The following is a 21795-nucleotide window of genomic DNA, read 5'->3' on the forward strand; positions in this document are numbered from 1 at the left end:
ATTTAGTTTAGTTTATTCTATCGTTATTTCAGGATAATTAGCTTCACGCTCTTTAGCCTCTTTTAACCATTTTGGTAATAAAGTCTTTTTAAACTCTTCTTTTTCTAAGTGAAGCTGTTTCATGTCTAGACCAATATAAGCTTGTGCTTTTTCTTTAGAAGAAATATCTGGCATATCTACAGGTTTGTTATATCCTAAATCGGCCAACAACCTTGCTAACTTTACACGACCTTCTTGCACAACATCTAACCCAGAACTTATAACTCTTGCAATCTCTACAGGTGAGTGAAAAGAAGCTCCATGAGAAGCCGCAGCATAATCCCATCTCCATTGAGCATGACGAATATCCATTAAAATATCTTTCATTTGAAGATCTGTTGCTCCCAAATCCCACGCTTTTTTAGCTTCTATATGTGCTTTTACCAAAAAGTCTTCTAATTTCAATCTACTTTCTGTAGATTTTTGTTGACGTTCATAAACATTCTCTATCAACTTATCTTTATCTTCTCTATGACATACCTGACATGAATTTGCCACATTGTTTAAAGGAGATTGAATATGATGATCTGTATATTTTTGCCCTCCCTCACTCTTGTATGGCATGTGACAATCTGCACAAGAAACTCCTCTATCTGCATGCACTCCTGTTAAATATGTTTCATAGCCAGGATGTTGAGCTTTTAACATAGGTGTTTTACTTAATTTATGAGTCCAATCAGAAAATTCAATCTCATCATAATACTTTTCCATGTCTTCTACAGACATTCCATTTTTCCAAGGAAACGTTAAATAAGGAACTCCTTCTTTTCCAGGTTTCTTTTTATCAAAATAATATTCTACGTGACATTGTGCACACACCAAAGATCTCATTTCTTGATGAGAAGCTTTGTTAATGTCTTTCCCCATTGCTTTAAATCCTTCTATTAAAGCAGGTCTTGTTATGGTTAATTTCATTGTTTTAGAATCGTGACAATCTGCACATCCAATAGGATTTACAACTTCAGCACCTTTATCTGCCCATTTACCAGAGTAAAACTCAGTCACTCCTTTTTCATTCATTAAACGAGGTACATCAGGTCCCTTACAAGTCCAACACGTAGCGGGCATAGGTCCATCTCCCTCTCCTTTTGGACCACCTGTTCTTAAAGAGTTTCTAATATCTTTTACCGCATTCATATGTCCTCCTCCCTGATTGTAATCTTTAGAAAAACCATATCCAGCCCAAAGCACTACCAATCTTGGATCCTCTTCTAACATATCTCTTTTTGCAGAACCTCCTTGAAAAGAAGCAAAAGTAGTATCTGCTGTTTTTATATAAGATTGATATTCTGCTGGAAAATTTTCTCCCCAAACTTCATTCCTCGGCTCATTTTCATTAATTTTTACTTTAGGCAGATACTTGTATTTTGCTTCATTTTTTCTATTAATGATGCTTGAGGCCAACAACCCCAACAAAAACACAAATACTGCTGTTAAAGCAAATAGTACCTTATTTTTCATTTGTATAGTTTTTAGTTTACGTTTTTTTTGATTTGATTATTCTTTATCTAACGATTTTTGCAACCATTTAGGAACTACTGTTTTTTGAGAATCTGTAGGCAAGGGTGCAATATTATATTTTACCGTAGAAATTCCATGAATTGTTCCATGAGGCACTTCTTGATGACACTCCCAACACTTTCTTTCAGTTCTATTTTTTCCATGAGTAGCTATAAAACCATCATATTTAGTTTGTGTTACCTGTTGTATATGGCATCTTAAACAGTTATTTTGTACTACTGTTGCAGACTCAGACCTCATAAACATTACTTCTGGTTCTGCTCTTGCCGTAAAAACAGAAGCGTGAAACAATCCATCTTTTGCCTTAAAAAAATATTTATTAAATACGTTGTTGTGAGGCACATGACAATCGTTACAATTAGCCCATTCCCTGTGCGAGCTATGCATCCAAGCGTTGTAAACAGGAACCATAACATGACAATTTACACAAGCCTTTGGATCATCGGACATATAAGACACTATAGAAGATTCTTTTGCCATAAAAGCCCCTAAACCAACAACTATAGCTATTGATAAAACTGCTACCAACCTCCATTTTGTCTTTTTCTCAGGCAAAAACATTTTACTTTTTTCCATATCCTTTTCTAAAGATTGTTACGCTGTAATTAGGACTTTACAATTGATTATAAATTTATAGGTTACAAAAATCAGCTTATATGATATAAATCATAAAAACAAAAAATTAATAAATACTTATCTTTTATCTTTGCAATCTAATGGAAATCAATCAAGAATATTTTAACAGTCAAATCCATAAGGCAACACAACCATTGCCAGGTAGCATAGCTATGCCTACACATTACAAACTACCTGTTAAAAAAAAATATGAAGGATTATTTATTATTGATTTCTTTTTACAACTTGTACCTAGATCTACAAAAGATATTTGGTTAGAAAAAATAAACAACCAAACCTTACTAATTAATAAAAAACCCGCTACAGAGCTAACCATTGTAAAAGGTGGAGACATTACCGAACATAGCTCTGCTCCAAAAACAGAACCTTGGATTAACACTACTATTGAATTATTATATAGCGATGCAGACATTTTTATAATCAACAAACCTGCTCCATTACCCATGCATCCGAGCGGAAGATTTAATAGAAACTCCTTGACGGAAATTTTAAAATTAGCTTTTCCTAAAGAGGATTTAAAAATCATTCATAGACTAGATGCTAATACTACAGGAATTGTAATTTTAGGAAGAAATAAAGAAATTGTAAAAACAATAGGAGCTCAGTTTGAAAGTAAACAAACGCAAAAAACATACTTAGCTTTAGTTGAGGGACTCCCTACAGAAGACTACTTTAACACCAACACCAAAATAGGGCTAGACAAAACTGCTGGAGGAGGTAGAGCCTCATCAGAAAACGGAATAGATGCTTTTACAGAGTTTAAAGTTTTAGAACGCAGAAAATCTTATAACCAAACACTATTAGAAGTTACCCCACATACGGGAAGAACCAATCAAATACGATTACATCTAGCTCAGTTAGAATTCCCTATTGTAGGAGATATTGGTTACAAAGATTCTAATTATTTCAAAAACCATCCACTTACCTACACCACAGATTGTTTGTTTTTACACGCATGGAAACTTAGCTTTAAACATCACAATCAAGATTTTTTAATAGAAGCTCCTTGTCCACAAAAATTTAGATAACTAATTTTAACCTAGCTACAATCAATATCAAAAACTTGTTCCCTTAATTTTATAAAGAGAAATTTTAGTTAAAATGATTTTGGAGCTTTGATTGTATTAACAGCAACCCTTGATGATGAATATCAATTTAATAATTGGTCTAAAGATACTTCGGAAACAACAAATCGATTATCTACAACCATGAATACCGATAAGAAAGAAAACAATCTTTTACTAATTTGCTTAGAAAGCACTAATTTTTTTCTGGAAACTAAATAGCTTTGTTAGGAAATAAAGAACCCATATAACGAAGAGCTTGTCTTTAATTTGTCTAATAAAAATAGATAAATATGAAAACAAAATTACTTCTATCACTAGGCTTACTAATTGCAACTAATGCCTTTTCACAAATCCCAACGACTAACTTAATAAAAGAGTACACCTTTACCAATGGTAGTTTACAAAACACTGTAAACCCTGGTACAAATGATTTGACTACAGTTGCAACAACATCAACTTTTACTCAAACAGCAGACCCAATAAACACTAATAATGCAATTGTATTAAATGGAGAACAACTTCTAGGAGGTCAACACCCTACAAATGCAATAATAGAGGCCGATTTCTCTATTAGTTTTTGGATAAAAACAAGCTATACTGGAGTAAATTCTCAATATATTTTCCGCCAATACGGAATAAGAAACACTAATAGCAATGCTGGTATTAGAGCTTATTTAAATAATGGAATCATTATATTCGCAGGTAACTTTAGATTAGGTACTTCTAATTACAATGCAGAAACTTATTTAAGATCAAGTAGTATTGCAGATGGCAACTGGCATCATATTGTAATAACAGGTGCTTATAAACACCGACTACACCCTGTTAATCCGGCTTATACTCTTGTAAAATATGACTATAAATTGTATATAGACAATATTTTAGACAAATCTGGATCAACTGCAGAAGGGTTTGATTATGACCAAGATGTCTATTTATTTGAAGGAAATCCAGACTTAAAGATTGGTTCTGTACAATTTCAAGATAGCATGGATAGTTTTAGAGTTTACACCAGTGCATTATCAGTAAACGATATTGCTCTCTTATATCAAGAGTTTGGTTCTTCCTTACATGCAAAAGATCCTAAAATAAAAGGATTAGAAATAAAAACAGAAAATAGAACTATCAAAACAAACCTACCACAAATTACCATTAAAGTATTAAACCTATTAGGACAACAAGTAGAAAACCAACACCTAAGAGGACTGTATATGGTTCTTTTTCAAAACAAAAATGGAGTTATTCAACTTGAAAAAATTTTAATACCCTAATCACAACAAATTCAGTTTTTAAGATTTTTTTAATTTTAAAAAAAAATTACGTTTACAAATCCCTCATTAAAATGTTTTTAATGAGGGATTTTATTTGCAAATCTACCCTCTCAAAACAACTACAACATCAAACAAAAACACTTGGTTTTAGTAAAAAGAATCCCTACATAGGATTTTTTTCACACTCGCACCCAAATAGGCCTAAACAAAACTAAAGACTCTAATTGTTTCAAAAACAATTCACTTAACTACACCACAAATTATTTGTTTTTACAAGCATGTAAACTTTATCACTATCAAGATTTTGAATAGAAGCTTCTTGTCCACAAAAATTTAGATAACTTATTTTTAAGTTGACTACAATCAATATCCATAATTTGAATTTTAGAATTTGTTCCTTTAATTTTATAGAGTAGAATTTTAACGAAAATGATTTAGGTATGGAGTTAAATTTAAAAAAAGTAGACATTGTTACAAAAATCAGCAAAGAAGATTTTATTAAAAATTATTATAAAAAACAAAAACCTGTAGTTGTTAAACAATTTACCAAAGAATGGTCTGCTTATAAAAAATGGGATTTAGACTACATTAAAGAAGTTGCTGGTAACAAATCTGTTCCTTTGTATGATGATAGACCTATTGATCCTAAAGCAAAATTTAACAGTCCTCACGCATATATGCGAATGGACAAATACATCAACCTACTTAAAAACAAACCCACCAAATACAGAATATTTTTATGGAATATTTTTAAAGAGGTTCCTAATCTTCAAAAAGATTTTAAATACCCCAACCTAGGAGTTACTTTTTTAAAATCTATTCCTACTCTTTTTTTTGGAGGCTACAATTCTTACACATTTATGCATTATGATATTGATTTGGCCAACATATTTCATTTTCACTTTGAAGGTAAAAAAGAATGTATTTTATTCGATCAAAGTCAATCAAAATATCTTTACAAAGTTCCCAACTCACTTATTGCGCATAGAGGAATTGATTTTTCTAAACCAGACATCAAAAAATGGCCTGCTTTAAAAAATGCAAAAGGCTACATTACAGAACTAGAACACGGAGATATGCTATATATTCCTGAAGGCTATTGGCACTATATGAAATATATAACCCCAGGGTTTTCTATGAGTCTACGCAGTTTAGCAACCCATCCTAAAAACCTAACACATGCACTTTATAATTTTACAGTAATGATTCCGCTAGAGAATTTAATGAGAAAAACACTAGGAGAAAAGTGGATGAATTGGAAAAACAAAAAAGCCAAAGAAGATACTGATGAAATTATAAAAAACATTGCTGTATAAAATTATACAACCACAATTATTATCTTGTATCTGTAAAAAAACTTTTTTATCAACGACAACATACACAAAACAAAAACAATGGAAAAAGCAATAGTATTATATGGTGCCGATTGGTGTCCGGATTGCAGAAGAGCTAAATCTTACCTAGACAGCAACAATATCAACTATCAATTTATTGATGTAGATTTAGACAAAGAAGCTACAGAAAAAGTAGAAGCTATTAATAATGGAAAGCGAATTATCCCTACTGTAATCATTAACAAAAACACCTATACCAACCCAAATAATGCTGTGTTAGCAAGTGTATTAGGTATCAACCCGCAAGGACAGTTAATTTTATTTGGTGCCGATTGGTGTCCAGACTGTAGAAGAGCTAAAAGTTATTTAGATGACAATTTAATCAACTATCAATTTATTGATGTAGACCAACACGAATGGGCTACCGATCAAGTAGAAGCTATTAATAACGGAAAAAGAATTATACCTACAATTATTTTAAACGGAACCCCATATACCAACCCAAACAACGCTAAACTTAAAGAGTTATTAAATATTGATGCTGACAAAGAACACAAAGTATATGATAGCATTATTATTGGAGGAGGTGCTGCTGGTTTAACAACAGCTATTTATGCACAAAGAGACCGTTTTAATACTTTAATTTTAGAAAGAAAAAATATTGGTGGAAATGCTTTTTTAACCGAAAAGATTGAGAACTACCCTGGTTTTAATGAAATTTCTGGCCCCAAGCTTATGGAGCGTATGGAAAACCAAGCCAAAACTTATGGTGCTGAAATTAAAACAGGAGAAGAAGTTTCTAACATAGAAAAAAAAGGAGAATTGTTTGAGATCACTACCATTATGGGAACTTACTTAGCAAAAACCGTTGTACTATCTACAGGATCTACCTATAGAAAACTAGGAATCCCTAATGAAAGTGACCTAATTGGTTCTGGAGTTCACTTTTGTGCTACTTGCGATGGTGCCTTTTATAGAAACAAAGAAGTCGTTGTTATTGGAGGCGGAAATTCTGCTTTAGAAGAAGGTATCTTTTTAGCTGGTTTTTGTAAAAAAGTAAAAATAATCAATAGATCAGCTCAATTTAAAGCTTCTAAAACTTATATAGAAAAATTAGAAACAATAGATAATATTGAAATTTATACAGACAACACTCCTGTGAAATTCACCAAAAATGATAAAAATTTATTTAAAGGAATTGTTGTAAAAGATAATACTACTAAAGAAGAAAAAGAAATTACAGCAGATGGTGCTTTTATTTTTGTGGGATTAATACCCAACACCAAAAGCTTTAAAGAAATTGTAAATCTAAACGAAAAAGGATTTATCACTACCCAAAACCTAGCAGAAACCTCTGTAAAAGGAATTTTTGCAGCTGGTGATTGTAGAGAAGGTGCCATTGCACAAGTAGCAGCTGCTACAGGAGAAGGTGTTTTGGCAAGTTATGGAATTAGAGATTTTTTGAAATAAGTCAAAACCTTCAAAGCTTTTGAATAAAAGCTTTGAAGGTTTCTTATAATCAATATCCTTTTTGATTTATAAACTTTTTAAATCTTTTCCCAATAACTTAATAGCAATCTTATTTAACTCTTCAAACTTACCTTCAAAATGATAAGTTTTGTGAATATGTTTGATTGATGCTCCTGGAGTTAACTCTTTTGCACTTGAGGATGATTCTAACTCATAAAATGGCCCTAATTGGTCTCCATTATCTAAAGGTCCATCATTGTAAGAATTTACTACATCTCCCTTATAAGGTTCATCTTGCAATTTCCAAATAGAATTTACATACGTAGAATCTCCCTTAAATGTATAATTTACAATTGTCAACATTTTAGTATCTGCATCATAACTACCTACATAAGGTATAATATTACGTGGTGACAATCCTAATTTAAATCTTGCCGTTCCGTTACCTTTATAAGTTACATGTTTGTCCGTTTTTGTCAACCTGCCAGGAGGCACTTCTCCAAAATAGGATGTATTTAAAACCAATTCATTTTTATAGGGTAAAATTACCGTTGTGTTGTCTGATGGCATAAACATTCCTAAAATCCAAACAGAAAGTAACCCCGTATCTTTTGACCAAGCCTCTTCCCCTGTATTTATAATTTCATTAAAAGATTGATATCCTACACAATCTACATCATCTGAAAGATCAATTTCTAAATCTGTTTTAATTTCTTGATTGTTAAAAATGGTTACTTCTCGATTTACATCAATATCAAAAGCAAAACCTTTGTAATTAACTAACTTCATTTTTTTATGAAACAGCACGCTTTTGTCTGATTGATTTACCACATCAAAAGCCTCTGTATCTATTTCTTTAGGTGTGAACCAATTTTCAAAGGTAAAATCTGTATCTTTTTTAAAGAAAATAGAATATTGACCTCCTTCTGGTCCTATCCAAAATCTATCTTCTCCTCCAAAAACATTGATATGTTTTTCAAAATCTCCAGAAGAAATTAAATCATAATTTACCCAACCATAACTATTTCCTTGCTCTCCTTTTGCAGTACTGGTCATCACTCTTCCCTGATAATAAGGAAGCACCATCAACTGGCTCTTTCCTTTGTTTTCGTATAAATGAATTACATGCTGATGACTTTCTAAAAATTGTTTATCATATCCATAAGTCCCTTTTTCAACATGACCTTTACAACCTACTACAACAACGGTACTTAAAATCCCAACAATCAACCTAAAATAGTTATCCATTATAATTCCTTATTTTTTAATATTTCTGTCTCTTTAGCAATACGCTCTTTTTGACTATTATTTAAACTATGTTCCAGCAAAAAGTCCATTTCATATCTTAAATGGTGTTTTTTCATTTGCTTGTCATCAACATCTAAACTTAAATCACAATCAAAACGAAGTAAAACCACATGATTTCTTTTCCAATCTCCGTGAGGAATATAATAGTGGGAAATTCCCCAAGTAATCCCTCTCCCATCTTTAGTATTTGTAAAAGCATCTGCAACATAAGGCCCCGCAGCATCCGGCATTAATTCTACGGTAGATGCTATTTTAAAATTCACCCAATCTTTAGCATACTGTACTGTGTTACTTTCGTTTCCATCTCTAATAGAAAAAGCAGCAACCCCTTCTTTAAAAGGAAATAAAGTGGTCTCATGTCCTGAGTTTATCAAAGGATTTAAAGGATGTTTTGTAAAAGGTCCTAAAGGATTGTCTGCAATTGCCAAACCATGCATACGTACATTTCCTTTTCCCTTCTCTTTATCTCTTCCAAAATCAGATTTATAATACAAATAAACTTTTCCGTTATGTATTAATGGATATGGGTCATGAATAGAATATTGATCCCATTCTCCAGGTGCTCCATTAGGAATTACCTCTTTTTTATAAGCTTTCCAAGGACCATCGGGAGAGTCTGCATAAGAAACAGCTACCGGACAATTGTCTCCTCCATTAGTTCCTGGTGCAGCACTAAACCCTTGGTAATATAAATAATACTTCCCTTTCCATTTTAAAATATCTGAAGTGGTTACAGAACGCCAACCTATTTCTGGTTTTTTTGGTCTGGGTATAGCAACTCCTTGCTCCTCCCATGTAAAACCATCTTTAGAAGTTGCATAGTATATATCTGCTAAATCCCAATCGGCAGAAGGAATTTTATCCGTAGCTGACTCTGCGTTTTTTAATCCTATAGGAGCAGAATCTGTATGTCTATGTGTGTACCACATATAATATTTTCCATTCTCAAAAATTACTTTTGATGGATCTCTCCTTGATATTGTTCCATCTCCGTTATTATAATCAAATCCTTTTAACTCTGTGTATTTAAATTGTGTGTACAATTCATTCCACTCAGGTCTAACCCCGGTATACATATCATAATTTCTTTCCATAGCAGCACTTAGCTGAATATTTGGTTTTTCTTCAGGAAAACTATAAGGAAATACTTTATTTTCTTTTAATTCTTTTGAAGTTACTGAACCTGTATCTGAATGTTGTTGACACGAATAAAAACCGAAAGCAATCACTAAAAAGGCCATGTATTTTTTCATATATATTTACTTTTAATTATTTGACAATCGGTTGAGGAATAACGGCTCCACTTTCTTTTAAATATTTTTTTAATTTTTTGTGTAGACTATTTGTTAAACGAACTTTTTCGCTCGCTAAATCCTTTTTCTCATAAGGATCATTTACTACATCAAATAATTGTTTTTTATCATGATGATAGTGATAAATCATTTTATAATTACCTACACGAATGGCACTTGACGGGTAACTACCCTCTCCTTGATAATGAGGGAAATGCCAGTACAATGCTTTGTGTTCAAACTTTTCACCTGCAAATAAAGGCACAAAACTTTTTCCATCTATATGTTGTTCTGGTTTTAAAGACAATCCAGCCATTTCTAATAATGTAGGATAAAAATCCATACTAGTAACAGGTACATTTGTTTGCTTACCAGGTAAAGAATGTCCAGGCCAATGTATTAAAAGCGGGGTTCTTACGCCTCCTTCAAAAACAAATGTTTTTCCTCCTTTTAAGGGCTCGTTAGATGTAGGATGTCCATGCATAAAACAAGATCTACCTCCGTTATCTCCTGTAAACACAATAATAGTATTATCGTACAAGCCTTTATCTTTTAAGGCTTTAACTAATTTTCCTATATTTTTATCTAAGGTAAATAACTCTCCTGCATACTCCGCATCGTCTTGACGTGCTTTTATTTTTTTATGAGCATAGTTATAATCTTTCCAAAAAGGACCATTTTCTGGTATTCTATTTGCTTTTTTTTCAAATTTAGTTCTCAACTCAAGAGTTGTTTCTATAGGTGCATGCATTGCAAAATGGGCTAAATGTAGGTAAAAAGGTTTCTCTCGTTTTTTTGAGACAAAATCTATTGCTTCATCTGTTAACAAATCTGTATAATTATCTCCTTCTTTTGCATTTGGAAAATACTCTGGATGATCCCAAAAAGGATAAAACATCCTACATACATTTGACTCAATTACGGCTTTTTGAGAATCGTATCCATGATTTAAAGGTCCTCCAGTAATTTTAAAACTTCCCATATGCCATTTTCCCATAAATGAAGTCTCATAACCTGCTTCTTGAAAAGCTTCTCCAATCGTAACATCTTTTTCTTCTATTCCTTGAACCAACGGTTTTGGACAAAAAACAGTTGCCTTTTCTCCTTTTTTTGTAAAAGGTATTTTTAAACCCGGTAACCACTGAGTAATACCATGTCTTGCGGGGTTTTTTCCTGTAAGAATACTTGTTCTGGTTGGAGAACACATAGGACTTGGAGTGTAACAATTATCAAAACGCATCCACTCCTTAGAAAGTTTATTTATTTCTGGAGTTTCGTAAAAACTACTTCCGTTATAACCAACATCCATCCAACCAAAATCATCAATTAAAATAAATACCACATTTGGTTTAGATTTATTTTGAGATTGGCTAATAAATCCTTGCATGATAAGTGCTATATATACAATTACTTTTTTCATTATTTTTTAAATTTTATTCCCAAAAAAGTTTATCAATACTAACCCCATAACCTGGATACATAACACTTGAAATATACCATTGTCCATCTTCTCCTTTAAAAATTTCAGGAGCATGTGCATTTAAAACGGTTATTTCCTTTTCTTTATCCGTTCCAAAATCCATTAAGTCGTCAGAAGCAAATACATGCGCTTTGTGTGTGTAAGCTCCTAGTAATTCTATACGATCCCAAGAACCCTTTTCCCATGCACATACAAAAAGATAAAAAGAATTATTATGAAATATTACCGATGGAGATTCTGGATCAAAATCATTAGTTACTAAAATTGTTTTTGCTTCAGACCAATTTAGTAAGTCTTTTGAAGTTCTCATTCGAACACATTTTTCTGAACAATAGGTCATGTAATAAATACCTTCATGAAGTATTAAATTTGGATCTCTTGCTCCTTTTTCCTCTTCGAACAAGGTTCCTTTTGGTGTCCAATTATTTAAATCTGGAGATGTTGCTAATCGTATAGGACTGTGTCCATACACCATGTGGTACAGATTGTCTTTTTTTACGATATAAGGCGCGTGATTTGCGGTAATCTCTCCCGGACGTTCTTTAGGTGGAAGAATTTTAGGTAAATCTGAATAATGATCTACTTCTACGGTTTCTTTAAAGTTATCGCTTGACGATATTGCATGAAAAGAAGCAAATTCACCTTGATGAATACCTCCTAATTTAGGATCTGTATAAGGATGTGTAATTCCAATTATATGCCATTTACCATCTGCTGTTTTCACAAAAGTGTGATCGTTAGGAATCCATCTTTCATAAAACTGACCTTCTTTAAGTACTTTTGTATCTGGTCCAAAAAACACATCGCCATCTGGTTGATAAATTTCTACATATTTATTTTCTTGTTTTGGAATTAATACTTTTTTTACTGTTTTACTTTTACATTGAACCAAAAATATTGACAATACAAAAAGTAGTGATAATTTAGTTTTCATCTTATTATTTTTTAGTTATTTGTTGTGAAATTAGAGCTCCTTTTTTCTTTAAGAATCTTATTCTTTCTTATATACAATATCTTTTATTCTAGAAGAAGGTGTAACCGCTACATCTTTTACTTTACTATTTATTTGTTTTGCCTCAACAATCGTTTTTTGTGGCGCGTGTAATTTAAAATCAACATCCCAATCCTTCGGCCAAGTAGGTAAAACGGTTAAATCTTTTCCATCGTTAGAAATAGTTTGCAAACACATTTCTTGTAAAGAAATCATACCAGATGTTCCCCATTCTAAATCTGGCATACAACCATATCCTGGTCCGTAAAACACAGGGAAACGTGAAGGTTTCGCTTCTTTCCAAGGATCACCTTGAGCATCATCTAATTTTTTAGAAACATATTCTTTAGCCTCGTCTGTAAGACCAAGTCGTGCCAAAAACATGGCTTGTTGTCCCCAACCCCACCATTCTTCTTTTTGGGCGTAAATATCTCCTTTCATACCTTTTTGTCTAAAAGGTTTTAAAACATACTTAATAACACTTTTATCTAAACCATATTTCCAGGTATTTATCCCAACTTCTAAATCAGGCTGGCCAACTGCATATATTCCATAAGGAAAAACAGGATATAATTGTGGAATTTCTCTATTTCCCCATCTAAAATTACCTTCCTTATATGGAGCTATGGTTTTATGACCATTTCGAGTTCTATGTTCTAAATCGGGTACACGTTGGTTCCAATCTTTAAATTTTTCTTTTTCGACTTTACTTACCCATTTATCTGGTAATGAAATAAGCGCTTCTAGGTTTTTATGCAATCCTGCCACATTTGGTGCTGGATTATCTCCATGATGATAAGACTCAGTAGCTGGCATATTATGCATTACCAATTTTCCATCTGGTCCCCACTCTTTTCCATTTCTTTTTTTCTGCAACATTTTTTGGTATTCGAATTCAAAAACGACAACTCCTTTCATAAATGGAATATATTCTGATATATCTGCTCCTGTAAAACGATACCATTCATGCAACATATAAGCAAATTCTATTTGCGAATGATAATAATACGTATGCCTACCTGTAGTACCAATTTCATCTGTAGGTTTTCGCTTTCCAAGAGGCATTTCCCAACTGTAAGCTTGACCAAGAGGTAAACCGCCTGTTCCTATTTGTTCGCCAAAAGCACAACCTTCAACTCCCCAAGTGACTTCACTTCTTAGTTTAGCATTGATGAAATTGTTTTTAAAATAATTGAATTGCGGACGTAATTCTTCAAAATCACCCGATTTTAAAAACGACCAATGTATCAACCTTTGGTTCATACCTGTCCAAGCTCCCCATTTTCTATAATCGGCATTAAAATAGGATGGTGTGGTATTCTTTTCTTTTTGAATATACACAGGATCGAACTGAAAAAAACCACCACTAAAATGATTCGGTAATTCACCATAAGGATTACAACCTAACACATATCGCATTAGTTGATAATTTCTTCCAATTCTCCAGCCTAAATCATTTTCGCCCTTGCCTTTATTAATAACAATATGACTTCTGTCCCAGAAATTCTCCCACCACTTTACACTCTTTTTCCAAGCATTTTTAGAAGGATTGTCTACTGTTTTATAAAGATTTTCTTTCCATGTTTTATCACTTTCAATTTGCTCTGTATGCAATGCTATTTTAATAGTATGCTTTTTAGATTTTTTGAGACTCTCTAATTGCCAACCTTTATAGGGAGTACCTGCATATATTCCTTCTGTACCTTCAGATTGTTTTAAATTATCACCATACATAACCCCTCCAAATATTCTGTTTTTGGTTGGGTGATTAAATTGATCTTTTACACTGCTTAACTTTTGAAGTTTTACCGATTTATCAAAAATCCTGTCGTCTCCATTTTGATGATAGAACACCACCTTGTTCTTATCTTCGTGAAATATCTTGTCCGGGTAAGCAAATACATCACCTTTGTATTTAGCATAACCCCAACAAGCAAACCTAGAGCCGCCTCCGCCTGAAATTGGAATGGGCAGTTTTTCATTCCTCCAAGATTCAAAAGTCGCCGAAATTCTCGACGCTTTATCACTATCCATATCCACATGAATTACAGGTTTTAAAACCTCTGTCCAAATACGGATATTCACCGTATTTTCAGGTGTTTTACCTTTTATAATTATAGAACCTGTTTTAAGGTCTAATGTTTGTTCAAATTCAACATCACTTCCATTATTAGAAAAAGGACTGGGATCCATTTTTATACGAACACGTCCATTTTTTCGCAACTGATCGTTCTCATCCAAATTTCCGCTACGGTCAATATAAAAAAGTAAATCTCCGCTTTCTACCCAAACATTCATTCCTAAATCTCCACCTCCACAAGGCATAGATTCACTTGAGTTTTTACTTTGGCTATTCCATACCACATTGTACTCATCAAGCCAATCTATCTGCTTATTTTGAGCAAAGGCTGAAAACGAAAACAGTAAAAAGGTTACGTAATAAATTACGTTTTTTAAAATATTCATATTACTTATATTTTGCTCATTCTATTATTAATTACTTTTAAAATTATTCATAAGCCACTAAAAACTGCCCAATTTAGAATTCTTGTCTAAGCGTTATTTTTAACAGTTTTACGGTTGTGGTATGTTTATAATCAGTATATAAATATTTGTTTTCATAATAGATATAATTTTTGAAATTCATTTATTTAACACGAATTTCTTCAATTTCCCAAGCTCCACTATTCGTATCAGAAATAGGCTGCATAGCAATTTGCATTAGCTTTTCCTTTACTCCTTTAAATTGAGATAATTGAATGGTATATGTTTTAAATGCATTATCGTTTGAGCTAATAGGAATACTTACCCATTCTTGTTGCTCCCATTTTATTGGATCGGTCTTCTTCCAAAAACCTTTCTCAAGATCTCGTGTATACAAGGCCAGTTTCAATTGCTTAGCATTGCTATTATTTTTAATTGAAATAGTGAAATGTGTACACTCTCCCGTATCGGTATAAAGCCACGGAGCACTTTCTATAAGTGCATTATTACCTGAAATTTCGCCTTGTATCTTACCATTCTTAAATGAAAGTGAAGTACCATCTAAAGCTTTCCATCCCATCGTAGAATTTTTAAATTCAAAAGGTCTTCCAGGTGCGGGATACATACTATCATCTTCGGGAATAATGATAGTTTCATCTTTATTGAAAAATACAGGCTTTAAACTCGCACCACGGTAAAATGCACTAATGTCATGATTTTCTTGTAACACGTATAATTGGTCTTTCCATTCGAAAAAACTGGTATGTCCACCATCTAAAAACGCACCTTTAAACGTATAGGGACCATATAAATTTTTGGACATGGAGTACCTGCTTCCATACACTAAATAATACCAACCGTTTCGTTTAAAAAGGGTAGGTTTATCTTCAACTTTTAGACTGTTTCCTTTTTCATCCTGAACAATTATTTTTTGAGGCTTGGTTGATAGCGATTTCATATCCTTCGCCAAAGTTGCCATGTAATAGGTTCCGGCACCAAAACAAATGGTGTACACATTGTTTTCAATAAATATTTCGGGATCGTATGGATGCCCGGGAATTATATCTTTGGGAAGTAATGGTTTTCCTAATAAATCTTTGTATTCTCCTGTAATTTCATCGGCAACCATTACGCCTGTATTGATGTTTCGGTTTGAGAAAAACCAATAATACTTTCCGTCTCTTTCACACACATCACCTGCCCAACAATTCGGGCTATCGCCAATATATGTATCCTTTGGATAAATATTTCTATGATGTTTCCAGTTTACTAAATCATCAGAAGACCATACTTCCCAACGATCCATACGAAAAGAGCCTTTACCATCCCATGATTCATCATGACCACAAATTACATATACTCTATCATTTTCAATCCATGCATGTGGGTCGGCCATACCATGTTCGGGAGTTATAACGTCTACCTTTACAGCATTGGGGTTAATACCATAATTGGCATTCTTTTGTTCTTTTGATGATGAACCACAACTACTTAAGAGTAGCATGCTCGTTAATAAAAAATAGGCTATCTTCATTTCAGTAAAATCAATTTATTCTTCTATTATTATTGGTTTCTTTATTCTAATCGGAGGCAAGTCAAAATGCACCTTTTTAATATCTATATTCTTTTTGGTGATGTTTTGTCCAGCTTTAATGAGCACATCACCACAACCTTCATCGTGTCCGCCTAAACTTATTTTTTTTGATGTAGTAGTTCCTCCAAGAAATTGGTTTAAAGCAACTGTACCATCCTTTTTGGTTCCAATCCGAATATTTTCTCCCTCTCCAATAGAGAGATATTGCGAGACTTTTTCTGATGCATTAAAAGTATTACCAGCAATATAAATATTACGAGGACCATAAGCATGTACATCTCGCTTGCAATCTTTATTGATATTTCCTTCCGTTGCACAAGCTATATTTGCTCTACGCTCGTTACTTCCATGCACATAATAGGTCCAGCTTTTATAGGTATCGCTTGGGCGTTGCTGTGTTGCGCGCTTATGTCCTTCAGTACCACTAATGCGTATGTATAAATAGTTTTTGCTTACGGTGTTGGGCATTTGGAATGTATTATCATAGATTTCCATATTATGTGTACATTGCTCCAAATGAATTGCCTGACATCCACCACCTGCATTATCTACGATTCCCATAAATTGGTTGTTTCGAATAATAACATCGGCTGTTTGTACCATGCCTATGTTAAACTTCCTACTTTTTCCAAAAATGCAATTCTGAATAATAGTTCCGTTTAAACTTGTACTCTCGGTATATCTGCGGCCTGTTCCGTCTCCACTATCTTCCCTGTCATTTCCGTTATCGCTATTTATAGCACATTCGTAGCCTTCTTTAAAAACACAGCCATCTATCACTACTTTTTTCACACTTGTAATTAGTTCTCCGCCTCTTAAATTAGTATTCCTATTAAAAATTTGAACTGGATAATAATCAATATTAGAAAAAATACAATTCTTTAAAACCAAGCCGTCAGTTGCATATGCGCGTTGAGCAGCTATCGCATTCCAAATAGAATTAGTAAATTCAACCTCTTCAAAATGATGTGATTTGCTTTTGTTAAATCTGAAGATACAATTCCCAAAACTTTTTTGATTATCTCCACCATCAATGGTTAAGTTTGTTATAAAAGCAGCATCTCCTACCGCATCAATAAACACTCCTCTCTTAGTAGTTAATTTAAGTACAGTTTTACCGATACCGCTCCCTTCTAGGATTAATTTATCGTTTTTTAAAGTGATAGGGTCTGAAAAATTATACGTTCCAGCAGGAAAGATAATTTTTGTGGTTTTTCCATCTTTCACCCATTTTAAAATATCCGTAGTATTTTTAGGGCTGGCTACTCTTTCCTGAGCATGAAGTAAAACTGAATTGAAAAGTCCAATAAGAAATAGTATCATTATTTTTATTGTGTCATGTTTCATCTATTTAAATTTATTTAGTTATTCAATAATTAATTTATCTGTGATTATTTCTCCCTCAAACCTTTGGTTTTTACTTTTATTCAATCAAAAAGTAACGTTCCATGTAGGTAATTTATACGTTGTTTTTATTGGTTCGTTCGTTTTAAAGTAAGATGAATGAAAATAGAAATAGTTTTATACCTACTCCACAATGTTAACACAAAACAAATAAAACCAACAAGGATGAAACTTAGTTTCAACTAAACAATTTGATGTTTTTTTAAAAAATAATATAAACATAATAGGTTTTAATATATATTTACATCCTGATTTTCAATACTTAATTAAAATAACAATATAAACAATGATAAAAACCAATCACAAATACTTATTCCTTGTGATCACGTTACTATTATGCTATTCAGTAAAAACTCACTCTATAAACTCACCCTATCCAGATAGCAAAATTTTTAAATCAACTAAAAAAGATTCAACTATTTTAGTACTTGAAAATGCAATTGAAACTAGCTCGAATATAAAAACCAACAAAAAACACATTCAACTAAAAATTCAATTAATAGAAAGGATGTCTGGTATTGGAGAATACCATAAAGCTTATCAATTATTAAACGAATTAACATCAAACCTAAAAAATTCTGAATTCACCAATTTAAAAGTGGAATTATTGTCCAAATTATCCATTCTGTATTTGATACTTGACCAAAACAAAAAGGCTAATGATTTATTTTATTCAAACTTTGACTCCCTATATATTGAAGCCAAGCAAAAAAAAGACAGTATTAAAATTACTAGGAAATTACTTCGTCTCCAAGCCAGTATTGAATCAAATGCCAACGAAAATTACTTAAAAGCAGAAAAAGTACTTTTACAAAGTATTGCAATTAACAGTTACAACAAGCAAGATTCTTTAAGCGGTGATTATTGCAAATTGTACTTAGGTGAACTTTACACTAAAATGTATCTTTTTGATAAAGCTGAAACTCAGTTTTTGGAAATAGAAAAAAAATATACAGCTACAAATCAACACATACTAACACTACTCTATTTTTATAAAGGACAATTTTATCACAAGAAAAAAAACACAGAATCTTCAATTGAATACTTTGAAAAAAGTTTGCAAAAAATGGATTCACAAAACCAACATATTGATTTAACAATTAAAACAATGGAAAGTCTTTCTGAATTGTATTTTCAAAAAGAAGACTATAAAAACGCTTATGCTCTTTTATCAAGATCAAAAACACTAAACGAACAATTATTTGGAAGTAGAAGCGAACAAAACAAAGAGTTATTTGACATAAGAGACGAACATTCAAAAGAGCTTCAAAAACAAAAAATGATGCTATTAAAAAAAGAAAAAAATGTTTTAGTTTTTAAATCCGCACTTTATATAAGCGTGTTAATTGCTATAATATTAATGTTGCTTTTTTACTTTATTAGAAAAAACAAGTTAGAAAACACAAAACAGCAACTTTTAAAAGCAACTCAAGAAATTGAAATAAAAAACAAAGAAGAAGTCCTTGAATTAAAAAACAGAGAGCTTTTGTCCTCGGCAATGCAAGTAATAGAAAAAGACGGAATGTTAGAGGACATAAAAAAACAACTGAAAGCACTTGAATTCAATAAAGAAAACAGTCCTTATATCAAACAAATAATTCAATCATTAAAAATCAACCGTTCTAAAAAATGGGAAGAATTTAATACCCATTTTACAACTCTAAATCATAATTACTTTAACTTACTAAAACAACGGTATCCTACGTTAACCAAAACAGATTTAAAAATATGTGCTTTTATTAAACTTGGTTTTTCTAGTAAAGAAATAGCTCAAATAACCGGACTTGGTGTAGATAGTGTAAACACTACAAGAAGTAGGTTAAGAAAAAAATTAGAATTAAACAGAAGTATCGTCTTAATTAATTTTCTACAAAATTTTGACAACAAAGATTTTTAAAACCAAAAAAGCCTCATCAAAATAAATTGATGAGGCTTTTGTACTCAAGATGGGACTTGAACCCATACGGGCATTTCTGCCCACTGGATTTTAAGTCCAGCGTGTCTACCAATTCCACCACTTGAGCGTGTGTAAACTTATTTGTTATAAAACTTTTGTACTCAAGATGGGACTTGAACCCATACGGGCATTTCTGCCCACTGGATTTTAAGTCCAGCGTGTCTACCAATTCCACCACTTGAGCATTCAGTTTACACTAAATATTTGGTATGTTTTATTTTATAACTAAGAACGTATGCATTCTTTAAATGCGAGTGCAAATATAAGAGATATTTCTGTTCTCAAAAAAATAATTTGATGTTTTTTTAAAGTTTTTTTTTATTTTAAGTTTATCCAACTTAAAACCAGTTGTTAATTAAATGTAAAACTTCAATTTATACGTTAATTTAATCCCTATCTTTGCAAAAATAATTTAGAAACCTAAAAAAACTAAATGTCAAATACCGATACTACTTTGGTGGAGTCTAAAAACACTTTTATGAGTGATTTTAAACAACTTACTAAATTTGGTCTTTCTTTAAGCGTTGTTTTTTCTGCTGTAGCTGGATATTTATTGGCTGCTACAACAATTGATTATACTACGATAGCTTTACTATCTATAGGAGGTTATTTAATGGTAGGAGCTTCAAATGCTTTTAATCAAATTATAGAAAAAGATGTAGACAAGTTAATGAAAAGGACTAGGAATAGACCTTTACCTACAGGAAGATATAATTTAAAAACAGCCATGTTTATTGCTGTTAGCTTTACCATTTTAGGCTTAGGGATACTATACACTATTAATGAAAAAACGGCACTTTTTGGAGCTATCTCTATCTTTTTATACACTTGTGCCTATACTCCTTTAAAAGGAATTACTCCATTAGCTGTTTTTGTAGGTGCTTTTCCTGGAGCCATACCATTTATGTTAGGTTGGGTAGCAGCTACCAATCAATTTGGAATAGAAGCAGGTATTTTATTTATGATTCAGTTCTTTTGGCAATTCCCACATTTTTGGGCTATTGGTTGGTTGGGGCATGATGAATATTTAAAAGCAGGGTATAATTTATTACCCATGGGAAAAAGAGACAGAAAAGCAGTTGTACAGATTCTAATCTACACAATAATGCTTATTTTTGCTTCTATAATTCCGGTATTTCAAAAAACAGGAAGTTTTTATATATATCCAGTTACAGCTGTTATTATATTTTTAAGCGGATGTGTTATTTTATATTATGGAATATTATTATACAAAGATCTAACTAAAGAAACGGCCAAAAAATTAATGCTAGCAAGTGTGTTTTATATTACTGCCATTCAAATTATATATATAATAGATAAATTTCTTCATTAAAAATGGATCAACCAATCAACCTTAAGAGCGAATTAAAAGCAAGTAGAAAGAAAACCGCAAAACCTATGTTATGGATTTCGTTGGTTAGTATGACTATGATGTTTGCTGGATTAGTAAGTGCTTATGTAATTAGTAGTAATAGAGAAGATTGGGTTTCTTTTGAATTACCAACATCTTTAGTAACAAGTACCTACTTAATTGTTATTAGTAGTATTACCATGCATTTGGCAATGTATTTTGGTAAAAAAAACAAAACAAGTTTAACCACCATTTTATTAACTATAACCTTAGGATTAGGTCTTGGTTTTGTAATTTCTCAATTTAATGGGTTTACAGAATTAAAAGCATCTGGTTTATTTTTTACAGGACCAACTAGCTTAATATCTTCTTCTATGCTAATGGTTATTGTTTTTGCACATTTACTACATATTTTTGCAGCCATTATTGTATTAATTGTAATATTAATAAAACAACTCTTAGGAAAATATAACAACGGCAATACCCTAGGCCTAGAATTGGGGACTATTTTTTGGCACTTTTTAGATTTACTATGGATTATACTATTTTTATTCTTTTATTTTAATACTTAATCTAAATTTATAAATTTGCCATTC

At 32.1% G+C, this 21795-nt stretch carries 17 protein-coding genes and 2 tRNA genes; 8 read left to right on the top strand and 11 right to left on the bottom strand.

What is annotated here, in order from left to right; genetic code table 11:
• Positions 1-12: 12 nt before the first annotated feature.
• Together nrfA and nrfH are read right to left on the bottom strand one after the other, a co-directional pair.
• Positions 13-1506, bottom strand: coding sequence for an ammonia-forming cytochrome c nitrite reductase (nrfA, locus tag FHR24_RS11395; RefSeq protein WP_317166203.1), 1494 nt, complete (start codon positions 1504-1506; stop codon positions 13-15).
• A gap of 30 nt (positions 1507-1536) precedes the next feature.
• Positions 1537-2136 (bottom strand): cytochrome c nitrite reductase small subunit, encoded by a 600-nt coding sequence (gene nrfH, locus FHR24_RS11400; protein WP_167188672.1) that lies wholly within the window; start codon positions 2134-2136, stop codon positions 1537-1539.
• A gap of 140 nt (positions 2137-2276) precedes the next feature.
• Between nrfH and FHR24_RS11405 the strand changes: the two genes are divergently transcribed.
• The 5 genes from FHR24_RS11405 (at position 2277) to FHR24_RS11420 (ending at position 7338) form a co-directional block, all read left to right on the top strand.
• Positions 2277-3224, top strand: a complete 948-nt coding sequence (locus tag FHR24_RS11405; protein ID WP_167188675.1) for an RluA family pseudouridine synthase — start codon at positions 2277-2279, stop codon at positions 3222-3224.
• Between the two features lie 87 nt (positions 3225-3311).
• A complete protein-coding gene (locus tag FHR24_RS15790) occupies positions 3312-3482 on the top strand; it encodes an InlB B-repeat-containing protein (protein WP_394352394.1) in 171 nt (56 codons plus the stop codon).
• Between the two features lie 71 nt (positions 3483-3553).
• Positions 3554-4534 carry a LamG domain-containing protein gene (locus tag FHR24_RS11410; RefSeq protein WP_167188678.1) on the top strand — a complete coding sequence of 327 codons (981 nt, stop codon included), beginning with the start codon at positions 3554-3556 and terminating at the stop codon, positions 4532-4534.
• Between the two features lie 440 nt (positions 4535-4974).
• Complete coding sequence (locus FHR24_RS11415) at positions 4975-5850, top strand: cupin-like domain-containing protein (RefSeq protein WP_167188681.1); 876 nt, start codon at positions 4975-4977, stop codon at positions 5848-5850.
• Positions 5851-5928: 78 nt separating this feature from the next.
• Positions 5929-7338, top strand: coding sequence for an FAD-dependent oxidoreductase (locus FHR24_RS11420; protein ID WP_167188684.1), 1410 nt, complete (start codon positions 5929-5931; stop codon positions 7336-7338).
• Between the two features lie 66 nt (positions 7339-7404).
• On the opposite strand, the gene FHR24_RS11425 is transcribed toward FHR24_RS11420, so the two are convergent.
• From FHR24_RS11425 to FHR24_RS11455, 7 genes are all read right to left on the bottom strand, one after another.
• Positions 7405-8586 carry a DUF6786 family protein gene (locus FHR24_RS11425; RefSeq protein WP_167188687.1) on the bottom strand — a complete coding sequence of 394 codons (1182 nt, stop codon included), beginning with the start codon at positions 8584-8586 and terminating at the stop codon, positions 7405-7407.
• Complete coding sequence (locus tag FHR24_RS11430) at positions 8586-9899, bottom strand: glycoside hydrolase family 117 protein (protein WP_167188690.1); 1314 nt, start codon at positions 9897-9899, stop codon at positions 8586-8588. Before FHR24_RS11430 ends, FHR24_RS11425 begins: the two co-directional genes overlap by 1 nt.
• Before the next feature lie 16 nt (positions 9900-9915).
• Entirely contained in the window at positions 9916-11358 is a 1443-nt protein-coding gene (locus FHR24_RS11435; RefSeq protein ID WP_167188693.1) for a sulfatase, read from the bottom strand.
• A gap of 13 nt (positions 11359-11371) precedes the next feature.
• Entirely contained in the window at positions 11372-12352 is a 981-nt protein-coding gene (locus tag FHR24_RS11440) for a family 43 glycosylhydrolase (protein WP_167188695.1), read from the bottom strand.
• A 57-nt stretch (positions 12353-12409) separates the two neighbouring features.
• Entirely contained in the window at positions 12410-14875 is a 2466-nt protein-coding gene (locus FHR24_RS11445) for a DUF5703 domain-containing protein (protein WP_167188698.1), read from the bottom strand.
• 181 nt (positions 14876-15056) lie between these two features.
• The gene (locus tag FHR24_RS11450; RefSeq protein ID WP_167188701.1) at positions 15057-16397 is read right to left on the bottom strand and encodes a family 43 glycosylhydrolase; all 1341 of its coding nucleotides are present in this window, start codon (positions 16395-16397) and stop codon (positions 15057-15059) included.
• A 45-nt stretch (positions 16398-16442) separates the two neighbouring features.
• A complete protein-coding gene (locus FHR24_RS11455; protein ID WP_167188704.1) occupies positions 16443-17834 on the bottom strand; it encodes a right-handed parallel beta-helix repeat-containing protein in 1392 nt (463 codons plus the stop codon).
• 376 nt (positions 17835-18210) lie between these two features.
• Here FHR24_RS11455 and FHR24_RS11460 point away from each other — a divergent pair, with 376 nt between their 5' ends.
• Positions 18211-19788, top strand: coding sequence for a tetratricopeptide repeat protein (locus FHR24_RS11460; protein ID WP_167188707.1), 1578 nt, complete (start codon positions 18211-18213; stop codon positions 19786-19788).
• 41 nt (positions 19789-19829) lie between these two features.
• Here the strand turns inward: FHR24_RS11460 and FHR24_RS11465 are convergent.
• Positions 19830-19915: transfer RNA gene (locus FHR24_RS11465), tRNA-Leu, on the bottom strand.
• Positions 19916-19946: 31 nt separating this feature from the next.
• Positions 19947-20032, bottom strand: a tRNA-Leu gene (locus tag FHR24_RS11470).
• A 249-nt stretch (positions 20033-20281) separates the two neighbouring features.
• Between FHR24_RS11470 and cyoE the strand changes: the two genes are divergently transcribed.
• Complete coding sequence (gene cyoE / locus FHR24_RS11475; protein ID WP_167188710.1) at positions 20282-21181, top strand: heme o synthase; 900 nt, start codon at positions 20282-20284, stop codon at positions 21179-21181.
• Positions 21182-21183: 2 nt separating this feature from the next.
• Positions 21184-21771: a cytochrome c oxidase subunit 3 gene (locus FHR24_RS11480; RefSeq protein WP_167188713.1), complete on the top strand. Its 588-nt coding sequence runs from the start codon at positions 21184-21186 to the stop codon at positions 21769-21771.
• The last annotated feature ends 24 nt before the right edge of the window (positions 21772-21795 follow it).

It is taken from the genome of Wenyingzhuangia heitensis (assembly GCF_011762155.1).
GTDB lineage: Bacteria > Bacteroidota > Bacteroidia > Flavobacteriales > Flavobacteriaceae > Wenyingzhuangia > Wenyingzhuangia heitensis.